The 24,760-nt window shown below is 55.3% G+C and carries 20 protein-coding genes and 4 pseudogenes; 16 read left to right on the forward strand and 8 right to left on the reverse strand.

Annotation, left to right across the window (positions count from 1 at the left end; genetic code table 11):
- Positions 1 to 74: 74 nt before the first annotated feature.
- Together ACELLULO517_RS27295 and ACELLULO517_RS27300 are read left to right on the forward strand one after the other, a co-directional pair.
- Positions 75 to 641 (forward strand): DUF4919 domain-containing protein, encoded by a 567-nt coding sequence (locus ACELLULO517_RS27295; RefSeq protein ID WP_227310700.1) that lies wholly within the window; start codon positions 75 to 77, stop codon positions 639 to 641.
- Positions 642 to 727: 86 nt separating this feature from the next.
- Entirely contained in the window at positions 728 to 988 is a 261-nt protein-coding gene (locus tag ACELLULO517_RS27300; RefSeq protein ID WP_227310701.1) for a hypothetical protein, read from the forward strand.
- 351 nt (positions 989 to 1,339) lie between these two features.
- Here the strand turns inward: ACELLULO517_RS27300 and ACELLULO517_RS27305 are convergent, their stop codons facing one another.
- Both ACELLULO517_RS27305 and ACELLULO517_RS27310 read right to left on the reverse strand, forming a co-directional pair.
- A complete protein-coding gene (locus ACELLULO517_RS27305; protein WP_227310717.1) occupies positions 1,340 to 1,654 on the reverse strand; it encodes a conjugal transfer protein TraD in 315 nt (104 codons plus the stop codon).
- Between the two features lie 49 nt (positions 1,655 to 1,703).
- A complete protein-coding gene (locus tag ACELLULO517_RS27310) occupies positions 1,704 to 2,060 on the reverse strand; it encodes a conjugal transfer protein TraD (RefSeq protein ID WP_227310702.1) in 357 nt (118 codons plus the stop codon).
- 158 nt (positions 2,061 to 2,218) lie between these two features.
- Here ACELLULO517_RS27310 and traA point away from each other — a divergent pair, with 158 nt between their 5' ends.
- The 4 genes from traA (at position 2,219) to ACELLULO517_RS27330 (ending at position 7,948) form a co-directional block, all read left to right on the forward strand.
- Positions 2,219 to 5,350: a Ti-type conjugative transfer relaxase TraA gene (gene traA / locus ACELLULO517_RS27315; RefSeq protein ID WP_227310703.1), complete on the forward strand. Its 3,132-nt coding sequence runs from the start codon at positions 2,219 to 2,221 to the stop codon at positions 5,348 to 5,350.
- Positions 5,351 to 5,353: 3 nt separating this feature from the next.
- Entirely contained in the window at positions 5,354 to 6,082 is a 729-nt protein-coding gene (locus tag ACELLULO517_RS27320; protein ID WP_227310704.1) for a DUF6118 family protein, read from the forward strand.
- Between the two features lie 66 nt (positions 6,083 to 6,148).
- Complete coding sequence (locus tag ACELLULO517_RS27325; RefSeq protein WP_227310705.1) at positions 6,149 to 6,688, forward strand: TMEM43 family protein; 540 nt, start codon at positions 6,149 to 6,151, stop codon at positions 6,686 to 6,688.
- Positions 6,689 to 7,522: 834 nt separating this feature from the next.
- On the forward strand, positions 7,523 to 7,948 hold the full coding sequence (locus tag ACELLULO517_RS27330; RefSeq protein WP_227310718.1) for a GNAT family N-acetyltransferase: 426 nt from the start codon (positions 7,523 to 7,525) through the stop codon (positions 7,946 to 7,948).
- 190 nt (positions 7,949 to 8,138) lie between these two features.
- Here ACELLULO517_RS27330 and ACELLULO517_RS27335 read toward each other — a convergent pair whose 3' ends face one another.
- Positions 8,139 to 9,119 (reverse strand): sensor domain-containing diguanylate cyclase, encoded by a 981-nt coding sequence (locus ACELLULO517_RS27335; RefSeq protein ID WP_227310706.1) that lies wholly within the window; start codon positions 9,117 to 9,119, stop codon positions 8,139 to 8,141.
- Between the two features lie 568 nt (positions 9,120 to 9,687).
- On the opposite strand from ACELLULO517_RS27335, the gene ACELLULO517_RS27340 reads away from it, so the two are divergent.
- The 3 genes from ACELLULO517_RS27340 to ACELLULO517_RS27350 all read left to right on the forward strand — a co-directional run bounded on the left by ACELLULO517_RS27340 (position 9,688) and on the right by ACELLULO517_RS27350 (position 13,562).
- Entirely contained in the window at positions 9,688 to 10,644 is a 957-nt protein-coding gene (locus tag ACELLULO517_RS27340; RefSeq protein ID WP_227310707.1) for a tyrosine-type recombinase/integrase, read from the forward strand.
- A gap of 1,122 nt (positions 10,645 to 11,766) precedes the next feature.
- On the forward strand, positions 11,767 to 12,417 hold the full coding sequence (locus ACELLULO517_RS27345) for a response regulator transcription factor (RefSeq protein WP_227310708.1): 651 nt from the start codon (positions 11,767 to 11,769) through the stop codon (positions 12,415 to 12,417).
- Between the two features lie 221 nt (positions 12,418 to 12,638).
- Entirely contained in the window at positions 12,639 to 13,562 is a 924-nt protein-coding gene (locus tag ACELLULO517_RS27350; RefSeq protein WP_227310709.1) for a hypothetical protein, read from the forward strand.
- A gap of 528 nt (positions 13,563 to 14,090) precedes the next feature.
- On the opposite strand, the pseudogene ACELLULO517_RS27355 reads toward ACELLULO517_RS27350, so the two are convergent.
- Both ACELLULO517_RS27355 and ACELLULO517_RS27360 read right to left on the reverse strand, forming a co-directional pair.
- Positions 14,091 to 14,228: pseudogene (locus tag ACELLULO517_RS27355) on the reverse strand (IS5/IS1182 family transposase); the annotation flags it as partial.
- A 141-nt stretch (positions 14,229 to 14,369) separates the two neighbouring features.
- Positions 14,370 to 14,537, reverse strand: a pseudogene (locus ACELLULO517_RS27360) (IS5/IS1182 family transposase); the annotation flags it as partial.
- A 478-nt stretch (positions 14,538 to 15,015) separates the two neighbouring features.
- On the opposite strand from ACELLULO517_RS27360, the gene ACELLULO517_RS27365 reads away from it, so the two are divergent.
- Entirely contained in the window at positions 15,016 to 16,323 is a 1,308-nt protein-coding gene (locus ACELLULO517_RS27365; protein ID WP_227310710.1) for a Hint domain-containing protein, read from the forward strand.
- Positions 16,324 to 16,532: 209 nt separating this feature from the next.
- Here ACELLULO517_RS27365 and ACELLULO517_RS27370 read toward each other — a convergent pair whose 3' ends face one another.
- A complete protein-coding gene (locus ACELLULO517_RS27370; RefSeq protein WP_227310711.1) occupies positions 16,533 to 17,183 on the reverse strand; it encodes a transposase in 651 nt (216 codons plus the stop codon).
- Positions 17,184 to 17,357: 174 nt separating this feature from the next.
- Here ACELLULO517_RS27370 and ACELLULO517_RS27375 point away from each other — a divergent pair.
- Together ACELLULO517_RS27375 and ACELLULO517_RS27380 are read left to right on the forward strand one after the other, a co-directional pair.
- Positions 17,358 to 17,956, forward strand: a pseudogene (locus ACELLULO517_RS27375) (transposase).
- Between the two features lie 271 nt (positions 17,957 to 18,227).
- Entirely contained in the window at positions 18,228 to 20,861 is a 2,634-nt protein-coding gene (locus tag ACELLULO517_RS27380) for a tetratricopeptide repeat protein (RefSeq protein ID WP_227310712.1), read from the forward strand.
- Between the two features lie 70 nt (positions 20,862 to 20,931).
- On the opposite strand, the gene ACELLULO517_RS27385 is transcribed toward ACELLULO517_RS27380, so the two are convergent.
- Positions 20,932 to 21,174, reverse strand: coding sequence for a transposase (locus ACELLULO517_RS27385; protein ID WP_264481699.1), 243 nt, complete (start codon positions 21,172 to 21,174; stop codon positions 20,932 to 20,934).
- A gap of 434 nt (positions 21,175 to 21,608) precedes the next feature.
- Between ACELLULO517_RS27385 and ACELLULO517_RS27390 the strand changes: the two genes are divergently transcribed.
- The 4 genes from ACELLULO517_RS27390 to ACELLULO517_RS27405 all read left to right on the forward strand — a co-directional run bounded on the left by ACELLULO517_RS27390 (position 21,609) and on the right by ACELLULO517_RS27405 (position 24,277).
- Positions 21,609 to 21,995, forward strand: coding sequence for a transposase (locus tag ACELLULO517_RS27390; protein ID WP_227310713.1), 387 nt, complete (start codon positions 21,609 to 21,611; stop codon positions 21,993 to 21,995).
- Positions 21,992 to 22,339, forward strand: a complete 348-nt coding sequence (tnpB, locus tag ACELLULO517_RS27395) for an IS66 family insertion sequence element accessory protein TnpB (RefSeq protein WP_227310714.1) — start codon at positions 21,992 to 21,994, stop codon at positions 22,337 to 22,339. The genes ACELLULO517_RS27390 and tnpB overlap by 4 nt, the downstream gene beginning before the upstream one ends.
- Positions 22,340 to 22,409: 70 nt before the next feature.
- Positions 22,410 to 23,972, forward strand: a complete 1,563-nt coding sequence (gene tnpC / locus ACELLULO517_RS27400; RefSeq protein WP_227310719.1) for an IS66 family transposase — start codon at positions 22,410 to 22,412, stop codon at positions 23,970 to 23,972.
- Complete coding sequence (locus ACELLULO517_RS27405; protein ID WP_227310715.1) at positions 23,972 to 24,277, forward strand: hypothetical protein; 306 nt, start codon at positions 23,972 to 23,974, stop codon at positions 24,275 to 24,277. Before tnpC ends, ACELLULO517_RS27405 begins: the two co-directional genes overlap by 1 nt.
- A gap of 232 nt (positions 24,278 to 24,509) precedes the next feature.
- Here the strand turns inward: ACELLULO517_RS27405 and ACELLULO517_RS27410 are convergent.
- Positions 24,510 to 24,650: pseudogene (locus tag ACELLULO517_RS27410) on the reverse strand (transposase); the annotation flags it as partial.
- Positions 24,651 to 24,760: the final 110 nt, after the last annotated feature.

Here is a 24,760-nt window from a genome sequence, read left to right on the forward strand (position 1 = left end):
CCAGTGCTCCTTGGGGCCTTGTTCAACCGACTACTGCGGTCGCCATTTCCGCCCCCTCCGGCGACTTTGCTGCGATGCTCGTCGTCGCCAAGACCAATCCTGGCGGCACTGATTGGACGGCGCTGCGTGCGGCCTATGCGGCAAGCCCCGCCTTTGATCCGTCCGTGGGACAGAGCCAGGCCATCCGAGCCAGTATCGCAGCCTTGCAGGCAGGAAACTCGTCAGAGGCACTTGAGCAGGCCGAAGCCGACCTTCGGATCAACTGGATGGATTTGCGGGGTCATATGTTGGCAGCTACAGCCAAGGTCGGCCTGAATGGTCCCAATCCGTCTGACCCAGATCTGCTTGCGGCGGAAGGCATCATACGTGCGATCCACGCGACAGGAGATGGCCAGACTCCGGAAACGGCACCGCACGTTCTCGGTGCAAGTGAGGAACATGTGCTGCTGGCGCTCGGCCATTTGAAAGAAATCCAGCAGAGGTTGGTCAGGATAAACGGTCATTCTTTCGATGTGCTGACGGTCATCGATACCCGGACTGGCAGCCAAGGTGGGGTCTATTTCAATGTCGACACCCTGCTCGCCCGTGAGACGGCACTTGCGACGGGCCAAGCCCAGGTCGTTCCTGTCTCTGTTCAATGAATGAGCTAATAGCGCCGGCTACGGGCACCTTGTTTGTTCGCCGAGGATTCACGACATTCGCGTGTCTGGGGTTTGCGGCGAGCTCCGTGACTTTAGGCGCATATCTGCTCTGGTCGGGCTTCGGGTTTGCCACTCCAGGCGTGATCCACCATGCCGAAATAGCGGTTCTGATGCTGCCGCTTTTTGTCATGCTCACCATGGCAATTTCGATTGCGTTGGGAGCACTAGGAGCCAAAGCAGCTTGCTCAGCCTTTGGCCGGCTTCCCGTGGTCAGTCTGCTGCTGTTGCTGCCTATGTGCGGCTTCGCGATGTGGCTTCAGGTGACGATCCTAACGCCCGCCGATTAGTCTGAGAGCGACAACAAATTTCAGATCCTTATGCGCTGCCTGCTCGCCCAGATTCCGATGTTACTTGTCTTCTGGGCCTGGGCGCGGAAACCAACACGACGGCCTCTGACCCCATCTTCCGAGAGTAGCGACTTGGGATGGTATCGAGACGATCCGGCTTAGGAAGAGTGTGAACACGCAGTCTCACGACCCGTGTTCACGCCGTCTGAGGTGGCGTGAACACAACACAAAGGGCGGTGTGTAAGGGAAGGACAGGGTGCGTGAACACGGTCTCTGCGATTCATCGGGCGCATGAGAAAACAAGCACTGGATCACTGGAGAGAAGTATAGCGGCTTTTGGGTGAGGATGCATCACTCAAGTTCCTTTTTTCCCGAAAGCCCTCTTTCCTTTTCTGTGATGGGGCCGTGCTCGTTCTGGGTCATGGCCGCAGCATCGGCGTCAAAAGCACGCAGCCCGCGTCGTCGCCAGCCGCTGGCCAGTTGTTGCGGCGAGCGATCATCGCCTTCGCGCCCAATCCGCAATTGATCGGCGAGATCGAGGAAGGCACCGAGCATGGTGGCCCGGTCGTCATCCGTAAGATCGACCAGGCCCGCCTTTTGCACGAGGCCGCCGAGTTCGATGAGATGGCGGGTGCGCTCCCGCCGTGTCTTGGCCCAATCCCGCATGTCGGTGCGTGCCTTGGTGTTGAGCAGCCTCGCTCTGAAGGCCGCCAGCTTACGGAGACGACGATCCAGGTCCTGCATCTCCCGTCGGAGAGGTAGTGCCGTTCGTCGCGGCGCTGCTGCCATTCCCGGGCTTCCGACCGAATGCCCTTGCCTGATTGACGCGGACGCTTCCCCCTTCCTGAAAGAAGGCCTGTCCGCGTTCGGTCCACCTCACGAGTGCTTCAGGTTTTTCCTTTGCTTGATCGACTGCTGCGAGGAGGACGCCAGCCAATGTCTCGAAGGGCAATATGTCCGCACCGGTTGCTGTGATCAACTCACCCAATTGCATGGTCTTCCGGGTCTTAAGTTCACGGGCTCTTTCTTGCAGCGTCTTGAGCTCAGCGTCGATATCCCGAGGTTTGCGCATGATTGTTTCCTCCGCATGTCTTATGCTGCGACGATAGCTGCAGGCTGAAGCCGCGTCACTCTTTGCGGTTGAGCAAACGACAGAGCTCATCGAATTGTGAGTGCGCGCTTATACGTCACTGCGTGACGTGCGCGGCTTGGGCCGTTATTGTTTGGGGTATGGCGATCTATCATCTCCATGCCAAGGTAATCAGCCGAGCGACCGGCCGTAGCGCGGTGGCGGCTGCCGCCTATCGCTCGGCCTCAGAGCTGGCCGACGAGCGGCTGGAGCGGTCGCATGACTTCACCAATAAATCCGGTGTCGTGCATTCGGAAATCCTGCTGCCGCACGGCGCCCCGGCGCGGCTGCTGGATCGTGCCACGCTGTGGAATGAGGTGGAGCGCATCGAGAAGCGGAAGGACGCCCAGCTGGCGCGCGAGCTGGAGTTTTCCATCCCTCGGGAGATGGCGAAGGATGAAGGCATCCGGCTGGCGCGGGACTTCGTGCAGGAGCAGTTCGTCGATCGGGGGATGGCGGCCGATCTCAATGTGCATTGGGATATCGGTGCCGACGGCCAGGCGAAGCCGCATGCGCATGTGATGTTGGCGACGCGGGCGGTGGGACCCGACGGGTTCGGCCAGAAGGCGCGCGACTGGAACCGGACCGCGCTTCTGGAGACGTGGCGGGAGCGATGGGCGTCGCTGACCAATGAGCGGCTGCTCGCGCTTGATCTCGATCTCCGGATCGATCACCGGACCTATGCGGCGCAGGGCATCATGCTTGAACCGCAGAACAAGATTGGCCCGGCCGGTGCACGCCGCGAGGACCGTGCGGAGGCAGCCGAACGGGCGGATGAGCATGAGGCCATCGCGCGGCGGAACGGCGATCGGATCATCGCCGAGCCGGAGCGTGTGCTGGTGGCGCTGACCCACCAGCAAAGCACCTTCACCCGCCAAGACCTGGCGCGGTTCGTCGATCGCCATACGGCCGATGCTGATCAGTTCACAACCGCGATGGCCGTGGTGGAGGCATCCCCGGAGCTAGTGCGCGTTGGGTTGGACGGGCGAGGGCGTGCGCGCTTCTCGACGCGCGAGATGCTGGGCGTAGAGCAGCGACTGGAAGCGACGTCCTACGCGTTGGCAGAGCGTGCTGGCCATCAGGTGGGTGGCAGCATCCGGGGTCGAGCGCTTGCACGGGCCGAGCGCGTTCTGGGCGATGAGCAGCGGGCAGCCTTCGAGCATGTGACGGTGGGGGCGGATATCGCCGTGGTCGTGGGTTACGCCGGCACGGGGAAGAGCACGATGCTCGGGGTAGCGCGCGCGGCCTGGGAGGGTGCGGGCTACCGGGTCCGCGGGGCGGCGCTCTCCGGCATTGCCGCCGAAGGTCTGGAGACCGGCTCCGGGATTGAAAGCCGGACGCTGGCGAGCCTGGAGCATGGGTGGGCGCGGGGGCGGGACGCGCTTACCGATCGCGATGTTCTGCTGGTGGACGAGGCGGGCATGGTCGGGTCGCGGCAGATGGAGCGTGTGCTCTCGGCTGCCAAGGCTGCCGGCGCCAAGGTCGTACTGATCGGTGACGCCGAGCAGCTCCAGGCGATCGAGGCTGGCGCCGCCTTCCGGATGGTCGCGGAGCGCGTGGGCTCGGCTGAGATTACGACGGTGGTCCGACAGCGCGAGGATTGGCAGAAGCAGGCGACGCGGGAGCTGGCGACAGGTCGGACGGCAGCCGCACTCAGCCGCTACGAGGCGGCCGGCACAGTGCGTAAGCATGCAACCCAGGAAGCGGCACAAAGCGGGCTGGTGGCGGCGTGGAACGCCGTGCGTCAGCAGAGTCCGCAGGTCACCCAGATCATGCTGGCGCATCGGCGGGTGGATGTGCGCGCCTTGAACGAGGAAGCGCGGGCGCTGCGCCGGGAGGCCGGCGAGTTGGGCGCGGATCACCGGCTGATGACGGAGCGGGGGGCGCGCGACTTCGCGGAAGGGGACCGGATCTACTTCCTGAAGAACGAGCGATCTCTTGGGGTGAAGAACGGCACGCTTGGGACGGTGGAACAGATCAAGGGTGACGGCGACGGCGCGTCTTTGGTGGTGCGGATCGATGGGACGAGCAGCGCGAACGGACAGGGAACGGGCCGTGCTCTATCTTTTAATATGGAGGATTATGCGGAGATCGATCACGGTTATGCGGCGACGCTGCACAAGTCGCAGGGCATCACCGTGGATCGGGCGCATGTGCTGGCGACGACGGGGCTAGACCGGCACATGGCCTATGTCGGGCTGTCGCGCCACCGGGAGAGCGTGACGCTGCACTGGAGCCCCGACGAGATGGGCAGCCGCGCGGGGCTGGATACCCGGCTCGGTCGTGAGCGGCTGAAGGACACCAGTCTCGATTACGCGCCGGCAGGGCGAACGTTCGAGGAACGCGAGAGTCAGTGGAAGTCGCACGACTCTGATCCCGCAGCCATCGCCCATGGCTATGCCGAGCGACGCGGGTTGGTGTCGGCGGCCGATATCGCCGCCAGAGAGCATGCGGAGCGGCAGTCCGAGGCGCAGTTCGCTGAGGCTGAAGCCGTTCATCAGGTTGGGCCAGCGCCGGTACCGCGACGAAGCAAATTTGCTGGGCTGAAGTTGAATGCGGAGCCCCTTACCCGGGCGCCCCTAAGCCAAGCGCCGCATGGCCGTGAGCAGTCGTCTGCCGCACGGGTTGCCAGCCGGGAACCGGTTGAGTCCGCCCTGTCGCGGGCCGTCGGGCGGTTCGCGGAAGCCGTCGAGGATGCGCGGGTGATGGTGCGAGAGCAGCTGCCCGTGCTGCCGCATCAGCAGGCGGCCATGGACGCGGGGATCGATGCCATCCTGACGGCCGGACACCTCCTGAGCCGGGCCGATGTCGTGGGCACTTTTAACACGCGAACGGAGCTGATCACGCCGGCCGCTGAGAACTGCTCCGGGCGGGCCGCGGCGATCGCCGCCATTGAGGAGACGCGAGATGAGCGGGCGGCATTGGAAAAGCAGGCGCATGATGTGGTGCGGCACTGGGCGGCGGTCGAAAAGCGCTACGACCAAGCGGGTGCTGCCTATGAATGGGATGCGCAGCGCCAGGTTGGAAGCGAGCTTGTCGCGTTTGCAAAGGACCTGAAGCGCCATTCGCAAATGGAACGGCTACTGCAGGAGCGCGGACCCGAGTTTGGCATTGCCGAGGGGTCGCGCCTGGACCGTGTGGTGCAGGCGAAGGACCTGGATCGGGTTTTGGCCCGGGAGATCGGCATCGACCATGGGCCAAGGCATGGCCGTGGAATGAGCCTGGGGATGTAGCGGATGGATCGTATGGATTCCGGCGATGCGGACGAAGAGGACGGCGCAGCCACCGCCTTCGAGGCTTTGCGTGCGGAGGTGGCACAACTGCGGCAGGGGATCGAACTGGTTTACCGCCAAGGGCAAGGGGCCAAGGCAGGTGAGACGAAGAGTAGCGTCGATTACAGCCTGACGCTTGGGCAGATGCAGAAGACCCTGCAAATAGTGCAGGGGCGATTGGAGGCGATCGAGGGCCAGCCGGCGCTGGCGATGACGCCGGAGGTCTACCGCGAGCGGCTCGAAGATATGGGCCGCTTCGCCGGCCGGATGGCAGGCCAGGCGATGAGCGAAGGCGCCTCGGCACAAAGACAGGCGACCGAGGAACTGAAGGAGATGCTCGGCCGGGCGCGCAGCAAGCGCGGCCAGCGCGAATGGCTTGTTGCGGTAGGTATCCTTGGGATCGTGCTCGGCATGGGTCTCTGGACCTTGGTGGTTGAAGATCTGCCCTGGGGGGCGGGCACCTGGCTGGCGGCGGTGCCGGTCGCGGGCAACAAGTGGGATGCCGGGCAGGAAATGCTGCGCGAGGCCGACGGTGCCTCTTGGGAGAAGATGGTAACCCTCTACAACACCTGCGGCACACAGACGGTGGAATTCTGCGCCCAGGCCATTGCTGCGAAGACCGTCAATAGCATTGCTTCGGACACTGGGGTGGCAAAGTCGCCGGCCAAGCACCGGATGGCTTCGCGGCCATGAAGCGTGCGAGACCGTTGGATGTAACGCAAGTCAGATGAATTCTCGTAAACCAAAATTGGAATCAGCGTGATCGACAAGCTAGACGTTGCCGCTGAACCGATTGATCAGCTTATAGTTTGGCCAATTATCATACCTCTTGCAGCGATATTGCTTCTAGGCATAACGGGTTCACTAGGTAGTGTTCTATTTTTTCCGGTCTCTCTCATTACCATACCGATTATCCTTGCATGGTTGTTTTTCGTTTTAGCGACCGGAATATCTTGTCTCTGGCGTCGATCTTGGAAGCGTGGAATGTCCCTAGTTGGGGCATTCGTTATATTTTGGCCTATGGCCTATGGCTGTTCCCGAGCGAGCGATTATTTTGCCTTGGCCGTTGCCTATCCGTACTACGCAACGAAAATCTATTGCTCGGGGTGCAACACCCAAACTTCTTTTGACTGGGGAGCCGTGGGCTTGCTTTCCCATTACGAGAGATCGTTGGTTTATGATCCATCTGGCGAGCTTGCCAAAAAAATTGGGGATGACGACGAGCGAGCAGAGAATATGGAAATTATCACCACAACGCATTTGATCGGACACTGGTACGTTCAAACTCAAACTTGGTGAGTGGGCGGATAAGGCAGTTATCGACTCTTTCACGTCATTCGGACGCCACTCGGGTAATCCCCAAAGCAGACATGGCCAAGCGAAAGCGAACCAGTCAAATGTAACAGTCACACTAGTTCAGTCGAGAGCAATGTATTTTGAAACGTTAAATGAGCCTATTCGTGGTAAAATTATTGCTTAACTATAACCAAAAGTTTATAACCTCAATGATTAGAAGACATTTACTCACAAGTGTTGGCGCATTGTTGCTTCTCATGAGTTGCACTAACCGCCGCCCTCAGTTGCCGACAGAGTATCCTCCACCACCCCTGGGAATCTGCTTTTTCGCCTACAGGAGTTCGACACCCGAGCCCTCATGCCGAGAAAAGGTCAAGCAGATGTTCGCGATCCCGGCTCTTTGGGGGCCGCACGACTATATCGCTGTCTCTGGTCATATGGCAGCGAACGAAGTTAAAGGGGACACTTATCGCGATCTTCCCATCAGACGGGAGAGGGCGCTATCAGATATATTGGTAAGCCTTGGCGTTCCGAGGACATCGATCACCTGCGATTTGCGGCAATCACTTTTTCCAAAAAATCCAAAAGATCCTGATTCTCCAGAAGAGCGTCGAGCCGTAGCGGCTCAAAGTCATTTCGAACTGCACGCGTGCCCTTGGCGCAACTGATGCCAACGTTATGCTATTCCAGAAAAAAAAGCAGAGCGCTTGAAAAATCGCTATCAAAAACTGCCGAGCAAAAATAGACGAAATTGCCAAGCTTAAAAAACATTTTATTTTGATAAAAAATTAAAGATAAATTCCACAACAGTATTGTGCATAAAGAAGTATCGTGAAAATGACCGCTAGTCCAAGAGTTCTCTACACCCGAGAAACATCTTTAGATGTCGCCGAATTCAAACAGGTGCTGATCGAGTCGGGCCTTGGAGCATCACGCCCCGTATCAGATGACAAACGCCTAAGCGACATGATTAATGGTTCCAATTTGATTCTAACCGCTCGGCTCAATCAGCCAAGCCGTCGCCTACTAGGCGTGGCGCGGGGCATCACAGATTTTGTTTGGTGCTGCTATCTATCCGAGCTGGCAGTTTCAGCCTCGGCACAGGGGCTCGGCGTAGGGCGTGCCCTTTTGAAGGAAGTAAAGCAACAATTGGGTCCGAGTGTTAGTTTGATACTTGCATCTGTGCCTCAGGCTACCGGATTTTACGAGAGAAACGGAATGGAGCGAATTTCAGATGCATTCTGGTTCCGGCGTAAGCATTGAACCGAGCACTTAATTGAAATTTCCGCTTTTCATCCGTCCAAGCAGCTCGACGGAAGCTCCCGATAATCCAGTTTATCGGGCGCTATAGAATGCTCTGGTAGCCGTCTATTGCAGCTTTAAGCCAAGACCTGAAAGTGCGCTTCCTCCCTGGATTTGCTTGTTGCAGGTTTTACGACAAGCGCAAAAACTATCAACCCTGCTTGTCTGTATCCATGCCAGCTTCAAAAAACATGTATCTACCACGACCAGCGGATTTGGCACGATATAGCGCAATATCCGCGTTTTTTAGCAATTGGGCAATCTCGTTGCCGTCATGCGGAACAATGGCGATACCAATCGTCGCTCCGATAACAGTGCGGCTGCCAAATAGATCATAAGGCTCGCCGATGGTGTCGACGATGCGCTGCGCCAAATGGTGTGCATCATCAAGGTTTGTCAGAGCACTCTGGATGACAGCAAATTCATCCCCCCCTAGACGGGCGACCAGGTCACTTTTCCGGACGCAGGCATTCAGTCTCGTGGCCACCTGTTGCAGCAGGTTATCTCCAGAAGGGTGTCCCAACGTATCATTAACAAGCTTGAAACCATCAAGATCTAGAAACAACAAAGCGAAACATCCGCCCCGATCGGTCTGGGCAAATTCACTTTTGATCCGATTATAAAATGTTGTCCGGTTGGGGAGATTAGTCAAAAGGTCATGATGCGCCATAAATGCTATTCTTGCTTCGTCTTCCTTCCGTTGGGTAATATCTTTAACAACGCTGCGATACCCCTGAAATTCGCCGCTCTCGCTGAAAACGGGATTGCCGTTGATTTCAAACCAGATTAATTTCCCCTCTGGCCCAGGCATAGTTGTAATCAGATTTCGAAAAGGCTTGTGCGCCTTAAGATCTGCAATATGATCAGTCCTAACTAAATCATCTGAAATAGCGTGATCCAGAATTTCAAAAAGAGAAAAAGTACCATTAGAAGCACGTAAACTCTCTAATGATGGATTAGAAAATATATCCATCGATTGCGTATTCAACGATCTAACGATTCGAAAGTCACTATCTACTTCCGTTATGAAATCGGATCCTAGGGCAATGAAATCCAACCAGCGTTTATTTGACTGCTGGCAGGCAGCCAACTCCGCCCTCAGCTGATCGATGATTTCGTCAGAACGAGTCATAGAAAGACGTCCTCATCCTATTAAAAAAGGATTTTGACAAAATTTAAATAAGTACCAAGACACATAGTATTGCGTTTTTGTGTTGCCTCTTTGGGGCAATATATCTCGCATTGTTATTATTGGTGACATCAGTCAGTAACATTGAAGCGGTTATAATAACCGCTCTCAAAGAGACAAAACTCACAAAATTTTCCACGTCAGATAAGAAATGAATCGCCATATTGGACTTAACTTTGAACTTTTTAAAGAGCTAAAGCGTGTACGTTTCTGAAGTCAATTGATCGCGTGGCTTTTTCTGCAGGGCAGGGAATGATTCAGAGATAATTTTTGGCGCTGACTTCTTAGTAGCTCTTATCGGCGAGTCCCGCATGATAACGTCCTTTGCCGTGCTGAAGGGTAGAGATAAAGTGCATCCTACCAACAGAGTGTGATAACGTCCTTTATCACACTCTGTTGGTAGCCGGACGATGAGCGACGACGATCTGTCTGTTTTTGGATCAAACCCGCCCCCTAAACCGGAGGATGCGCTTTTCCGCGCCGGGGATGAGAGAAAGCAAACGGTCAGCACATGACCGTCAACCTTATTCTTTCCCCCTCACCTGCGCTGGTCCCTGCTCTTCTCTATGCGCCGACGCCGAAGGCGCGCGAACGTGTCGAGGAGTTTTTTACCGCTCAGATCAACAACGACCACACCCGCCGCGCCTATCTAAACGCGACCCGTCGCTTCGCAGACTGGTGCACAGCTCACGGCATCGATCAACTCGCTGCCGTGAAGCCTATTCATGTCGCGGCCTTCATCAAAGACCTTGAGGCTCAGCTTAGTCCGCCAACCGTGAAGCAGCACCTGGCCGCCATCCGCACACTGTTCGACTGGCTGGTCACGGGCCACGTCATCGACGTGAACCCGGCCCATGCCGTTCGCGGGCCAAAATATGTAGTGAAGAAAGGAAAAACTCCTGTCCTTCAAACGGACGAAGCGCGCGCTCTGCTCGACGCGATCGACGCCACGACCCTCACCGGCCTGCGCGATCGAGCATTCGTCGGAGTGATGGTCTATACCTTTGCCCGCGTGAATGCGGTACTCGATATGCAGGTCAAGGATTACTTCATACAGGGACGCCGGGGCTGGGTGCGCCTCCATGAGAAAGGCGGCAAAGAGCACGAGGTGCCTTGCCACCACACGCTTGAGCGCTTCTTAGACGAGTATATCGCCGCTGCGGGCATCGTCGACGACATGGACGGCCCGCTGTTCCGTACGACTGGCAGAAAAACGGGTGCGGCGCATCCGATGTGGCAGCAGGATGCCTATCGCATGATCCAGCGCCGCGCAGCAGCGGCCAATATCAAAACACGGATCGGAAACCATACGTTCCGGGCGACCGGCATCACGGCTTACCTCAAAAACAATGGGGTTCTTGAACACGCGCAGACAATTGCCGGCCACTCCTCCCCGCGCACCACGAAACTCTATGACCGGCGGAGTGACGAGATTTCGCTCGATGAAATTGAGAAGATTTCTATCTAACTCGCCTTCATAGAGATAAGGGATGTTGCGATGAGGTCCCCAACGATTATGCGGGTGAGAAGACGGTTGCCCGCGCGAGGAATCAGCCACGGCCTCGTAAGAGACGGGTGCCGCTGATCCCCTTGATCTTTGCTTCATGTGTGTCGCCTCCAAATCTGGGGCGGCAGCGTTTGAGACCCGTATCAATAGCGCCGACTCTTCCAGCAACACCCAGGCCTCACGGATAGCCTTTTTTACCCTGTGGCAATCTTACCGGTCATATTCCGAGCATCAACTCCTAACCCATACATCGAAAAGGTTGCCGAAGTTGAGAAAACCCGGTCTGCCTACCAGAGCGGGTAACATCCTCAGGTCAGCCCGTCGGGCTCAAGAGCGCAAGCACGTCTGAGTAGGGATCAATTTGCTGAGCTTCACAGCTCCAGATGACCACCGAGATCTCAACAGGATAAAAAACTTTATCGTCCAGAATATGGCCAGAAAGTCTAGGTCTAAAGGTTTTTTTGGCCACAAATTAGATCTTAGGACGCTATCGCGCTTGAAAGATCAATCATTTTGTCCTCAATCTGAATAGGAAACTGATTGGTGTCCTGTCAAGGATCAAGATATTTTTAATTTTTGTACGCAGAAGATTCAAGTGGCGCTAAATGTTAGGATCTAGCCGCAAGCTCAAACCTGATCAATTGGTCATATTTTCCGCTCAACCATTTGGTCTAAATCTTTAGAATAGATTTCTATAAAGAAATCATCTTATCGCTTAGATTATTTTTGAACGATTTGTCCAAAAATATTTTTTTCCCTCGCGCATCCGAATATGAAATCACTTCGTATGATGCATCTGTTGCCGCAAAAAGAATTCGACGGCCAATGTTATTGGGTTTTATCTAGGCCTAAAGCAGGGCATACTAAACGGCAATTCGTTCTCGGAGAATGTTCCTAATTTGATCGATCGACCTAGTCAGGAAGATGGATGTTTCGCAAGTTTCTTTGCTACCGGGGTGTAACCATCGCGGTGCGTTCTAAGGATCACCACATTGAACCCTTCCTTATAGGATGGATTACCTTCCAAAACAGCAGTTGAGCGATACGAACTTATCATCCGAACATAGAATGTCGGTGCCGCAAATGATACATATCGCCCTGATCGACGGACACAAATTTACGCAGGAATGCTTTATCAGCGCCGCATTCTCGATGCAGCCTTTGATCGCTCTCACGCCTTTTTCATCCGTTGGAGATTTCGCTGGCAGCTCGATGCAATCGGTCGATCTTGTTGCCTATGTCCATCACGACCCCACATCAGTCGGACTTGAAGATATCACTGCCATTCTTCGCCTCATTCCGCCACAGCGTCTGATCGTGATCTCCCACTCATTGTTTGCAGAAAACGACCCTTTTTTGCATCAATTCGAAACCCGGTTGGCCGCTGTCATTCAGGCGAGAAGTTCTAGTCTACAAAAAACCCTCTCAACTTTCTTCATGGTTCATTACCGCAGCCAGAGCGCTAGCTATCCTAAATATGATCCTTTGATGACACAGAAATACAGCTTGCCTAAGCAGAAATCGAATTCATCCGTGACCGGTATGTTCGACCTAACGACACGCGAGCGCATGGTGCTGGACCATATTCGCCAGGGGCAATCCAATAGGGAAATTGCTGAGATACTGAACATGAGCATCAGCACCGTTAAGTCTCATGTGCACAACATTATCGTAAAAACAGGTACGACCAGCCGTATTCAGATAGCGCTGCTCGCGGAACGTCATGTGACCTAACTGCGAGGGAACCTAGAAAAAGGGTGACTAACCTCGAGTAGTTCATCAGTATCCAATTGGTTTTATTTTTTTAAGAGATGGTGTTAAGGCACTGACGATCTGGCTGTCGGTGATCAGTTTTGTGCCTTCGAACTGCCGGTCCGTGCCTTTTGGGCGCGATTCGACCATCGGCAAGAGCCTGACCCATTAACGCGTCCCCTTTTTTCTAGCTGGAGTTGATGATGAGCGACATTATGACGGTTAACGGCGGGACTATCCCGTCGAATTTCAGTGCTGGTGCCGGGCAGACCGCCTTCGCCAGTTTCTTCAATTCTTCCACTGTCGTTTCTGACGTCTTTGGTAGCGGCGCCTATAGCTTTAGCAGCACTGGCATTTTTCCGTCGGAAGTGGCTGTAACCGCCCCGGCTATCACGGTCACCCTGTCCGGCGCCAATGCCATCGCCATTTCCGGTCAGAACGACACGGTTACGGCTGGGGATGCGACCCCGTTCCAAGCCTTCCTGAACGGCAGCAGTGGCATTGTTCTGAACACCGGCGCTGCGCCTTCGACGATTTTTGCCTCTTCGGGGTCTGCCACGGTCAATGCCGGCACCGGCTCGACCACGATCAATGGCAGCACGGGTAGCCTGACCTTCTCGGGGGGGTCTTCCAGCAATGACTCCATCACGGCGGGTTCCGGCGTCACGTCCCTGTTCGGTGGCAGCGGCGGTAACAGCACCTTGGTCGGCGGTTCTGGCGTTACGAACATGCTGCTGACCGGTTCGTCCTCGGGCGACGTGCTCGTGGGTGGCACGGGCGTGAGCATCATCGATGCCTCGGGCACCACCGGCCCGCTGACCATCTCCACCTACCCGTTTGGTGGCGGCCAGATGGAGGCCACCATGGGCTCCGGCGCCGATACCTTTGTTGGCGGCAGCGGCTCTCATGCCGTGGTTCAGGCTGGCAGCGGCGCTGATGTCTTCGCTTTCGTCAGCAATGGCACGCCGGGCGCCGATACCATCATCGGCTTCAACGCGAAGGACAATGTTGCCTTCGGGTCGGGCCTGACGGTCACGGGCGAAGCGGTCGGTTCGCTTGGCGATGTCATTACCCTGAGCGATGGCACGACCATCACTCTGGCTGGCATCGACCACAAGCTTTTCTAGGCTTGATATAGCCTTGGTGGCCGGTGACGGTTGCCAAGGCTATTGCTTGACCAAAGGGGATGAAAATTGCGTGGCAGCGCCAAGCGCCATGTTTCGTGCTGGACAGCGAATGAAACCTGGCTGGTCGGTTGGCTCCGGATCTAGAAGCCAGTGGAAATTGGACAAGCGATAGAGAATCAATGCAAATTTTACAGCCTTGATCTAGTCCGCTAGGATAGTAGACCTCAATAGGCGATTTCCCTATTATTGCGATGCCGTGATGACGCCACTGACTATGTAAGTCGTCGTATCTTTGAACTGGATGCGGGGGGAGCCGCAATCTCTCCCCGCCCGGCAGCCTTGTTCCACCATTCGCCGGGCCGCATCGTAGCTCGCTCCCCTTCAGCATCTTACCGGATGGCGTGGTATTCTGCGGGCCGATGCCTATGCCAGGTTCAATGGCCTCTATGATGCCGCGCGTAAGTCTGAATCGGCCACCGAGCGGACTTAAGTCGTTGTCCCGCTGATCGTAGAGACTGTTGAGAATTGTCAGATATGGGCAATCCTGCGGAGAAGCAGGCTCCCCATAGCTACGTGTATCATGGCTTCGGACACATCGAGGCGGGCCTCGTAGTCGTGCACGAGACGGCGCCCGCGTGTCATCCAGCCGAAAGTGCGCTCTAGAGTCTGTCAGGTTTTAATAGATAATTTGTCATCGGCGCACTTGTTGCGCGGACCTACCCGCCGCGGCGCCCAGCCGGCCGATTGCTTGCTCCGCCGGGTAGATGCGCGGGTCGGGGCCCGCGCACGACAGATTTAGTGGCGTTTCCAACTAAACCTGACGGACTCTAGGCGTGGCAATACCTTGAAGCCCGGGTCTTTGTCTGTTCGGCGCACAATCTCCAACACGAAATCTTGGAACACGGCTTTGTCGAGCAATTTGGTTCGGTCGTAGGCGCCATCGGCAAACAAGTGCTTGAGCCAAGGCCAACGCTTCAAACGGTCTCTTAGTTAGTTGCTGACCTTGATCATAGCGACACGAGCAACGAACATCGCCGCTAGTATGATGTCCATAGAACCAAACAAACTTCGCAAAAATAACTACTTGGTGTAATGCTTTTATACTTAAAGAACTAGTCCAATAAGACAAAATTCGTTCTCACGAAGAAAAATCTCAAATATCTGACCGTTAGATGAGTAAAAACACCCACTAGATTTAGTTATTGAGGATTAATCGATTAAAAACATAAAGTATTAGAAAGAAAAATTTGCATCTATACTCAAAAAAGCTTAGAGATAGCAAAAGTTTGGGTGTAGCATCGGTTAATGGGTTGGCCAAAAACACAGGTTTTTAGTCATATTTTGAGCGATGATGTGGACGTCATCCGTTTGTTGGAAGTTGTTATTATGTAACAACAAGCGGAATATTTACTTGCGTGAATTTCAAATTATCACCGGATAGTCAGGGACGCTCATGCCAGCAACAACCAATAACTACAATTCTTCCAATAACGGCCAAAACATAACGCAGGTCGTATCGGCGATTACCTTTAATTCACCACTTACAAATAATCTTACCACAACCGCAGGGCAGGTTGCTCCGACCGTTACATTTGTCGACACAATAGCGTTAGGCAGCATAACGTTCAATGTTACCAACAACGCGACCGCTATTGTACAAGAAGGCCTTAGTGTCGGCGGTGCATTTGTATTTAACGCTAACGGAGGGGTTATCGAGGCATCGACAACCGCGGCCGTCGCCAGCTCGCAAGCCATAACTATCCAAAACGGCGGCACGTTCGAAGCCGACAACACTTTTTTAGGTCTGCTCGGCAACTCCAGCTATACCTTCGGTGCTGCTACAGCTGGAAAAGTTGATACGCTCGTCATCGGCTCTCCGACGTTATCAGTTCAACTTTTGAATTTTACTGCGCCCATCGTTGGTTTTGCTAGCAGTAGTGAAGTTATTGATAACGAAACAATTAACGGAGCTTCAGTACACTCGTACACCATTACGCAAGCTGGAAATGGTGTTCAAACGGTGACTTACTATAATGTAAATGGCACATCTCTCGGCTCTGAGAAATTCGCATCAGGCACTTTCACAGCCGCGTCCTTGGGCAATCACACTGTTGGACTTCCCGGCGGGCCTTTAAACCTCACGGTTGAGGCAAATGGATCTCTTTCGACCACGTTCTGTTTCTTCTCGGGAACTGGAATTCGCACTCCTGCCGGGGATCTGCCTGTAGAAGAATTGAAGATTGGCGATGTGATCGTGACTGCTCACGGTGAGGTAAAGCCGGTACGATGGATCGGTGTGAACACCGTATCGACAAGGTTTGCTGATCCGCTGCGTGTTGCCCCGATTCGTATCAAGGCTGGTGCTCTCGGAAACGATCTTCCTTACAAAGATCTTTTGGTTTCTCCGGACCATGCCATGTTTATGGATGGTTGCTTGGTTCAAGCAGGAGCCATGGTAAACGGTCTTTCGATTGTTCGCGAAACGGATATGCCATCAACCTTCAAATATTATCATATTGAGGTTGAGAATCATTGTCTGGTGCTTGCAGAAGGTGCTCCCACTGAGACTTTTGTAGACAATGTTGATCGCATGGGTTTTGACAACTGGGATGAATACGAGGCTCTCGGAATTAAGGAGTCTATCCCAGAGATGGACTATCCGCGAGCCCAGTCCGCTCGTCAAATTCCGTCACAAATCCGCATGAAGATTTCTGAAACAGCCGTTCGTCTCTTTGGAGAAAGAGTGTCTATCGCTGCTTAGTAGATCGAGATAGGATTAGAGGAAGCCTGCGCTAAGATCTCAAACGCGCGGCTTCCTCTTGTCTTTACCCAAAAAATAATCCTCGGATCGGTAGTTAATATGCTCGGTTTGTCCGAGTATATTTTATTAATTTTTCTAACACACACACCTACTTTCCTACAGAGCGGCTAATATTCCGGCTTGGTATTCGAGAGTGCCTGTGACGTGCATCATGAGTCATCCGCAAGAAATGATGTAGCTGATCGTGTGGCGATTACCACAACACTTCGGCCGTCAAACGGATCACTAAGTCTTTGAACATATCCCGCCTGTTCAAGACGGTCGACAGCGCGAGTGACTGAAGCCCTCGGAATTTCCAAGTTCGAGGCCATGGCACGAACTGTTTGACCCAACTCAGCTTGCAAGCAAAGTGCTAGCACTGCCAATTGGCGTAAACTGAGATCATGATTGTCGTTTTGTGATAAAATAATGATTTGTTCTCCTAAGGAAGAACGCCGTTCTGTAGAACCGGAATTTTTTTTATTTTCGGCCAATTGAAATGCTTTCTTAAGGGCCTCTACCTCCAGCGTTTTTTTTCCAAGAATTCCATGAAGCTCACGAATTTGCTTCCGCAACGCATGGTGTTCTAAAGCTGGAACTATGGCCTCTCCCAAATTCGTTTCCGATAGGGTGCCTGCATCAGCTAGGCGCCGCCAGGTGAAAATCTGATTTGGATTAACCCGATATTGCCTGGCGATAAGGCTGACGGAGGCGCCAGGCGCATAAGTCTCATTGACCATTCGTATCTTCTCATCAAGCGACCACTGCCGGCGGCGCTGCGTGGAGGTGATGGTCTTTTTTTTATGCGCGGTATCATTCATAGTCGCGACTGCTGCCCGTCTTTTGTGGACTAGTAAGGTCATCTTTGGTCAGAGAAAATATCTGAGGTTGGCCAAAATATGACAACTTTTGGTCAGCCTTGGCCAGTAGCGCTTTTCCGGTAGTGAACTGCGCCGAGTTTCCCGGAGGCTCCAACTTCCTAGTAGAGTGGAGCCATGACGAGCAAGACGACGAACAAATTTAGCCCTGAGCTCCGTACCCGAGCGGTACGGATGGCTTTGGAACATGAGGGGAAACACCCGTCGCGATGGGCGGCCGCGACGTCGATTGCCGGGAAGATTGGCTGTTCGACCCACACGCTCATGGACTGGGTGAAGAAGGCGGATATTGAGTCCGCTCGAACCTCGGGGGTTCCTTCCGAGGTGGCGGAACGGATGAAGGCTCTTGAACGGGAAGTTCGGGAATTGCGACAGGCCAATGAGATCCTGCGCAAGGCGTCGGCTTATCGTGGGTCGCAATACGTGTCTATTCGCTACACTGAACGCCTAGCAGAGGTCGGGATCGAACCATCAGTCGGAAGCGTTGGTGATTCCTATGACAATGCCCTCGCCGAAACCATCAACGGCCTGTTCAAGGCTGAGGTGATCCATCGCAGGGGCCATGGCGCCACACAGAGGCTGTAGAATTTGCCACCCTCGAATGGGTGGACTGGTTCAATCATCGCCGCATCCTTGAGCCCATCGGCAATATCCCGCCTGCCGAGGCCGAAGCACGCCACTATGCAGCCCTGGACCAGATGCCCTTGGCCGCATAACTTAAATCAAATGGCCTCCGGGAAACTCGGCGCGGTTCAGTTAGGAGTAATCTCGGTTCTGAGACTGGTTCGTAACTGGTGCTCGCCACCTGAGACACGTTCGGATGACGATCGTCTGTCCGATGGACAGGAAATCGATTGCCAACAATTGCCAACAATTGCCAACAATTCCTATAAGTAGCCGTATGGGATGGCCCGTTGCCTCGCAAGCTCGTTGTGTGGAGGTGACGGGATATCGCCGGTTCACCATCGATTGGGCTTTGGCGCTGACATGCTTCAGGCACTGCGTTTGTTTCAGGTTCAGGGAAAGATCGAAGCGGCGGAAAGAAATTTCACCCGCATGCTGGCGGCAACTCCGCACCACATCCATGCCCGCCTCGGTGTGGGATATTGTGCCTGGCTGACGGGCGACAATGCCCGGGCGGCGATTGCTTTTGAGGAAGCCATTGCGCTTGACCAGGCAGACGAGGACGCGGCGATAGATTGCGCCATCGCGCTGACCCATATTGGTCGCTATCCGGCCGCTGACGCTTTTCTGGCAGGCAAACCAGAGACGCCGTCTGTGTTAGCCGCGCGCGGCAATTTGGCCGCACAGCATGGAAAATTGGATGGCGCTGTGGAGTTCTATCGTGCCGCATTGGCGGCGGAGAAGACGCCGAGCGTGGCTGCCTTCCACAGGCTGATCACGTTGTATCGCCGCTTGGGCCGTTTCGATGAGGCTCTGGAGGTCTTGGCTGAGCTTGCGGTGCAAGGGCATGAGAAAGCTGCCACGGTCGCCCATACGCGCGGCGTGGTCCTTCTGGCCCAGGGGCAGCGTGATGAGGCAATTGCCGCTTTTCGGGCAGGGCTGATGGCGGAACCAACCTCGGAACTCTGCATATTGGCGTTAGCGCGCGAATATCGAGGCATTGCCCGCAATAAGGAAGCAGACGCGCTTCTGGCCGGCTGTCGAGAGACGGTGGCGGTGCTCTTGGAGCGTAGCGACCTTGCGCTCGCGCTGCGGGACCCAGAGGCGGCAAGGCTGCACGCAGAAGCTGCCGATCGCTTGCAGCCGAAACGGCCGGACGCCTTAATGCGGCTTCTCCGTATCGAAATCGATCAGGAGAATTATGCGGCTGCTCGCACGGCAGCCGAACGTATTCTCGACAAAGGAGGGGAATTTCGTCTTCAATACCTGCGCGCCATGGCGGATGTCGCGAGAGCAGAGGAAGACGACCTCGCAGTTAAGATGCTGATGACGCAGTTGGTCGCACTGCAGCCTAAGGACGCTCACGCGCGGTTGGATCTGGCGCGCGCCTTGCGCAAACTGGGTGAGGGCGTTGAAGCTGCGGTTGAGGTCGCGCATGCATTGGATAGCGATCCCCAATCTACCGTGGCGCTCGATCAAATGGGCGAGCAGGCACTAAGGGATCGGGACTATCCGGCCGCCCGGCACTTCTTCCGTCGCGTTCTGGAGATAGCACCGGAACATGTCCACCATCATCTGCGTTTGGTTCGGCTGCTGCAGACCATGGATAGCGACGAGCAGAATGAGGTGATGGCAGCCTGTGTCGCTCGGTTCGGCGCGATCGTCGAAGTTAGGAGCGAGCAGATCCGCCACCTTCGCGATGCGGGCCAGCTCGGGGAGGCGCTGATCGCGGCGGAGGCGGCGATCGCTGCCTATCCTGCGTCCTTCATCCTGTGGAGCGATGTATTCAGCCTTACCTTGCAGATACGCTCAGCGGCCGAGGCCGAGCGAGTCCTTATGAGCATGCCCGCGCAGAACCGCCGAGACGAGCTGATCGTCACCATGCACCGCGCCATGCTCGCCATCCGTAGGCGGCGACATGATGAGGCAAGGCGTATCCTGGAAGGTGCGCTGAAACGGGACCCGCACAATCGCAGCACCATCCTTACGCTCTTCCTGCTGAGCCAGTGGCGCAATGATCTGGCTGACGCAAAGCGGCATCACCTGCATCTGGCGCAGCTCTCGGTGCCGGAGCGCCTTATGGCTGGCGAGACGACGAATGCCTCGCAATCCCATACGGGTCAGTTGATCAATGACATGATGCTGGACCCGGAAGCGATGGAAGGTCTGGAATTGGCGCGGAGCGGCACCAGTCGCGGCCAGCTTCGCCGCCTGATGCAGCTTGTGCGTGAACGACCAGATCATATCCCGACGGCCCAGGCGGTTGTAGTCACATTGGCGGAGGCCGGCCGTTTCACCAGGCCCCCGATGGTGGCCATGGCATCGGAGACGAATGTCCACATCCCAAAACGGGTCGCCCAGTATTGGGACGCGGCGGAGTTGCCCCGCGACCTGCGCGCTTATTCAGAGAGCTGGCAGCAGATTAATCCCGGTTTTGAATATCGGTTGTTCAATGACGCCACGGCTCGCGCCTATTTGGAGGCGCGGCTGCCACCACCCGTTCTGTATGCCTACATTCGTGCCAGGGACCCGACAACGCGGGCAGACCTATTCCGTCTAGCAGTACTGGCACTCGATGGCGGTGTCTGGTCGGATATGGACGACCGTTGCCAAAAGCCCATCGGCCAGCTGTTCCGGACCAGCGACCGTGCTGTGTTCTGGCAGGAGAGAAGTGGCTATATATGCAACAATTTTATGGCTGTTGTGCCAGACCACTCGATTATGCGCCGTGCACTGGTAACGGCGGTGACCGCAATCAATCGCGGAGATCACGACAAAGTTTGGATGCTGACTGGCCCCGGTCTGATCACTCGCTGCTTCGCGCAGGACATAGCTGCTGCGGGTGCGCAGTGGTCAGCCTGGCTGGAGCAAGTCAATGTCATCAGCGAATTCGACCTATGCCCGGTGGTCGCGATTCATTGTTCGGCGGTCTACAAACGGCAGGGACGCCATTGGCACAAGGAAGCCTTCCAGCGCCTGAAGGCAAAGCGCGCATAAAAATTAAATTCTAGGCTCTGGTGCAAATTGGGAGGTCGGTTGAATAGAATAACGATGTGGTCGTAGTTGCTCAAGCTGAAAGCACTGCGTTCCAGATAGCGGGCGTGGTTGTGCCTTCGATGCGCAATTTTCCGAGGTTGAATTGTCCTTTGTATATGCGGCGCATCAATTTAATTCCGGCAAGTATAATCGAGGCTGTCTTGAAGCGCCTGAAGCCGAGCATCGGCCCTGTCCGGGCCTTCACCCCACGATGATCCTGCTCAATCAAATTGTTCAAATATTTTGATGACTGCAGCTTCGTGTCGGCCGGCAATAATGAGACCTGTGCGCGGACTAAATTTTGATAACACGACGATATAAAATGTGCAGTGAGCCGTGTATCGAGAGAGGGATACGCGATCCTTCATCTCTCGACTGATGGCCATCCACATGCTCGGACATCTCATTTGGTTTGTGGCTTCAATGTAAGCATGCGCCGTAGGCCGCATGAGGTTGCCGGGGATCACTGATCTGGCTGATTTATCTTGAGTGGACGGCCGAACTGTTAGGCTGCTGTCCGGGCGACTGTCGCTGGCGCAGGCTTCCAGTTCCACGGGTGTTGATTTCCGCGGAGATCTGGGCTCTTCCGCATAAAGCGTGCAAAAGCCCGCACTCGAATGTGAGCGTCCGGTGAGCCAATTTTGTCTGGGTGCGAAAGTAGCACAAGTTACGTCACAGATGATTCATTTGTGACGTAACAAGGTATGAATGGCCAAGGTTGAAATCCTGACGGGTGTCGAGCGACAGCGTCGGTGGTCTACAGAGCAGAAGCTTCTCATATTGCAAGAGGCGTTCGGCGTAGATGGCACCGTTACGGATGTCGCTCGGCGGCACGACGTACTTCCGCAACAGATATATGCTTGGCGGAAGAAGTTCTCACCCCCAAAATTGAACGCTCCCGAGATCGCATTATTCATCCCCGTTTCGCTTATCGGCGGATCGGAGAGGTCAGGCGACAGTTCCAAGCGGAGCTGCGTTCGGTTGAAATGCAAAGACGTTGAAATTCTCCTGAAGAATGGACGCTTACTGAGAATTGCAGCGGAAATCGATCTCGAGGTGCTGTCGTCGCTGGTTGCTTGTGTGGAGGCAGCATGATCGGACTTTCTGGGAATGTGCCGGTTTATCTAGCCTGCGGCGTGACCGACATGCGGCGCGGTATCGATGGGCTTTCCGCCATCGTCAAGGCGGTGATGAAGGAGGTGCCGGGATCTGGTGCTGTCTTCGGCTTCCGTGGGAGACGCGCTGATCGGATCAAGTTACTGTGGTGGGATGGCCAAGGCTTCTGCCTGTTCTACAAGGTTCTTGAGCGAGGGTATTTTCCTTGGCCGACGGCCAAAGATGGCGTTGCACATCTGACGCAGGCTCAGATGTCCATGCTTGTTGAAGGAATTGATTGGCGTCGACCGGCATGGACGTCCGCACCAGAGCGAGCCGGATAAAGGCCGCCTTTGTAGGGAAATCCGCGCAAAATACTGGTACTCCGGGCGCAAATCGGATAGGTTTGCGTTGATGGAGACAATGCCGCCAGACAGCCAGGCTGAGCTAGTCGCGTTACGAATGCTCGTTGCTGAGCAGGCGGCGAAAATCAGCGAACAAGAAGCGGAAGTTAGCAAGCGCGACTCTATCATTGACCTTCTGCGTGCGCAGTTGGCACTCCTCCGTCATCAGCAGCATGGCGCTTCTTCGGAAAAGATAGATCGGAAGATCGAGCAGTTCGAACTGATGCTGGAGGAGATCGAGGCTTCCCGCGCCGAGGCTGAATTGCGCTCCGGAAAGCCCCCTTTGCCCGCGCTGGACGACGCATCCGAGAAGCCGAAGCGCAGGCCATTGCCAGACGGCCTTTTAACCGAAGACCGGGTCTATGCGGCGCCCTGCAATTGTCCAACCTGCGGGGGCATGTCGTTCCTGCAGGCCGCCGACAGGGTCATTCAGGTGATGGAGCACGTGCCGGCGTCCGTGAAAATCGTCCGCCATATCGAAAAGCGCCTGATCTGCAGGGACTGCGATACGACGGTGTCGGGCGAGATGCCGACCCTACCGATCGAGCGCGGCAAGCCAGGACCGGGGCTCCTCGCCCATATTGTGGTCGCCAAATTCGACGATCACATACTGCTCTACCGCCTGTCCGAGATGTATGACCGGCTTGGGATAGATATCTCTCGCTCTGTCATGGCGGACTGGGTGGGGCGTGTGTCAGTCCTGCTTAAGCCGCTCATCTTGCTCATCAGAGCTCATATCGCAGCGGTTGACCGAATACATACCGACGATACCCCCGTCGATGTTCTCGACCCTGGGCGCGGAAAGACCAAAACGGGGAGGGTCTGGGTCTATGTGTTCGATGGCAGCGGTTATCAAGATCCCACGCCCGGAGCCATCGCCTACTACTATAGCCCTGACCGTAAGGGCGCGCATCCGGCCGATCACCTCGCCAACTTTAGCGGCGTGATGCATGCGGATGGTTATGGTGGTTACAAGAAGCTCTACGGCAATAAGATTGTCGAGGCGGCCTGCATGGCTCATGTGCGCCGCAAGTTCCATGATGTGATCAAGATCAAGCCGTCACCGATTGCCGACGAAGCGTTGGCGCGTATCGGCGTGCTTTACGATATTGAAAATCGTATCCGCGGCATGTCGGCGGATGTTCGGCGCACCATGCGCCAACTCCACGCAAAACCTGTTCTTGAAGATCTGAAGGTTTGGATTGAAGCGACGCTTCCTACCTTGCCACAAAAACAGAAGCTCGCAGAAGCAATGCGATACGCCCTGTCGCGATGGACGGCATTGAGCGTATACATCGATGACGGTCGAGTTGAGCTCGACAACTCTATAGCGGAACGCGCAATGCGTCCGCTTGGGATTGGAAGAAAGAACTGGCTCTTTGCCGGGTCAGACAAAGGGGGCGAGCGCATCGCCGATATCCTGACCATCATCGAGACGGTCAAATTGCACGGTCATAATCCCGAGGTCTATCTGACAGACATCCTAGCCAGGATCCAGGATTACCCCACGGACCGTCTTAATGAGCTATTGCCGTGGAATTGGGCGCCGACGGCAGTGCACGAGGCAGGGTGATGGCTCGCTCCAATCATATTTACACGCTTAAAGAAGTTGCCACCATCATTGGGGAGAATCTTGAACTGCTCGAGGAAATTACGGCCAACCCCGACAATGTCAGCGAAGGACAAATGTTCTATGTCAGCGATGGCAGTGAACATGGCACGACGGGTCTGACCGAGAACGGCGTCAACGAGCTGCAGGAGCTTCTCGCGGACATACGCACATGGGATGGTGGAATCCGGAAGTTCCTCGTAAGAGAACAATGCGATTCTGAGATCACCGAGCGCATCCTGGCGGACGAGTTAAAACGCCATCCCTAAAATGCGTCTCGACGACCGCAAATGCATTCCCCGGACGCTTACACTCGAATGGCCGACCTTGTCGATTTTAACGCCGTTTTTAGCCAAGCAGGCATTGCGGCAGGAGAGAAGCATCTTCGGGATGTCGTCTGCGCGAAACCTTGAGGAAAAATCTGCGGAAATCTAAAATATTCCTCCCAGCCTGCACGCTTTATGCGGAAGAGCCCAGATCTCCGCGGAAATCAACACCCATATGCATCTTCTTCAGCCGGCGGTTTTCATCCTCCAGCTCTTTCATCCGAGCCATCATGGACACGTCCATGCCGCCGAACTTGGCACGCCACTTGTAAAACGTCGCCGTGCTGATGCCGATCTCACGGCATAGGTCGGGAACACCTTCAGTAAGCGGTCGTTTATCGCCGGGTCGGGGACTACGGGCGAGCGGAGGCTGAGTTACGCTGCGGCTTTGGCTTCAGCGACAGGCGGCTGCCAAGCCCAAGGCAT

Origin of the sequence: Acidisoma cellulosilyticum (genome assembly GCF_020621385.1) — a bacterium.
GTDB classification, from domain to species: domain Bacteria; phylum Pseudomonadota; class Alphaproteobacteria; order Acetobacterales; family Acetobacteraceae; genus Acidisoma; species Acidisoma cellulosilyticum.

Bases quoted from the DNA above. Each gene is read 5' to 3' on its own strand.
- ACELLULO517_RS27310 (WP_227310702.1), bottom strand. From the start codon at position 2,060: ATGCGCAAACCTCGGGATATCGACGCTGAGCTCAAGACGCTGCAAGAA.
- ACELLULO517_RS27365 (WP_227310710.1), top strand. From the start codon at position 15,016: ATGCCAGCAACAACCAATAACTACAATTCTTCCAATAACGGCCAAAAC.
- ACELLULO517_RS27320 (WP_227310704.1), top strand. From the start codon at position 5,354: ATGGATCGTATGGATTCCGGCGATGCGGACGAAGAGGACGGCGCAGCC.
- ACELLULO517_RS27350 (WP_227310709.1), top strand. From the start codon at position 12,639: ATGAGCGACATTATGACGGTTAACGGCGGGACTATCCCGTCGAATTTC.
- ACELLULO517_RS27330 (WP_227310718.1), top strand. From the start codon at position 7,523: ATGACCGCTAGTCCAAGAGTTCTCTACACCCGAGAAACATCTTTAGAT.
- tnpC (WP_227310719.1), top strand. From the start codon at position 22,410: ATGGAGACAATGCCGCCAGACAGCCAGGCTGAGCTAGTCGCGTTACGA.
- ACELLULO517_RS27295 (WP_227310700.1), top strand. From the start codon at position 75: ATGCTCGTCGTCGCCAAGACCAATCCTGGCGGCACTGATTGGACGGCG.
- ACELLULO517_RS27370 (WP_227310711.1), bottom strand. From the start codon at position 17,183: ATGAATGATACCGCGCATAAAAAAAAGACCATCACCTCCACGCAGCGC.
- ACELLULO517_RS27380 (WP_227310712.1), top strand. From the start codon at position 18,228: ATGCTTCAGGCACTGCGTTTGTTTCAGGTTCAGGGAAAGATCGAAGCG.
- ACELLULO517_RS27390 (WP_227310713.1), top strand. From the start codon at position 21,609: ATGGCCAAGGTTGAAATCCTGACGGGTGTCGAGCGACAGCGTCGGTGG.
- tnpB (WP_227310714.1), top strand. From the start codon at position 21,992: ATGATCGGACTTTCTGGGAATGTGCCGGTTTATCTAGCCTGCGGCGTG.
- traA (WP_227310703.1), top strand. From the start codon at position 2,219: ATGGCGATCTATCATCTCCATGCCAAGGTAATCAGCCGAGCGACCGGC.
- ACELLULO517_RS27335 (WP_227310706.1), bottom strand. From the start codon at position 9,119: ATGACTCGTTCTGACGAAATCATCGATCAGCTGAGGGCGGAGTTGGCT.
- ACELLULO517_RS27405 (WP_227310715.1), top strand. From the start codon at position 23,972: ATGGCTCGCTCCAATCATATTTACACGCTTAAAGAAGTTGCCACCATC.
- ACELLULO517_RS27345 (WP_227310708.1), top strand. From the start codon at position 11,767: ATGATACATATCGCCCTGATCGACGGACACAAATTTACGCAGGAATGC.
- ACELLULO517_RS27340 (WP_227310707.1), top strand. From the start codon at position 9,688: ATGACCGTCAACCTTATTCTTTCCCCCTCACCTGCGCTGGTCCCTGCT.
- ACELLULO517_RS27305 (WP_227310717.1), bottom strand. From the start codon at position 1,654: ATGCGGGATTGGGCCAAGACACGGCGGGAGCGCACCCGCCATCTCATC.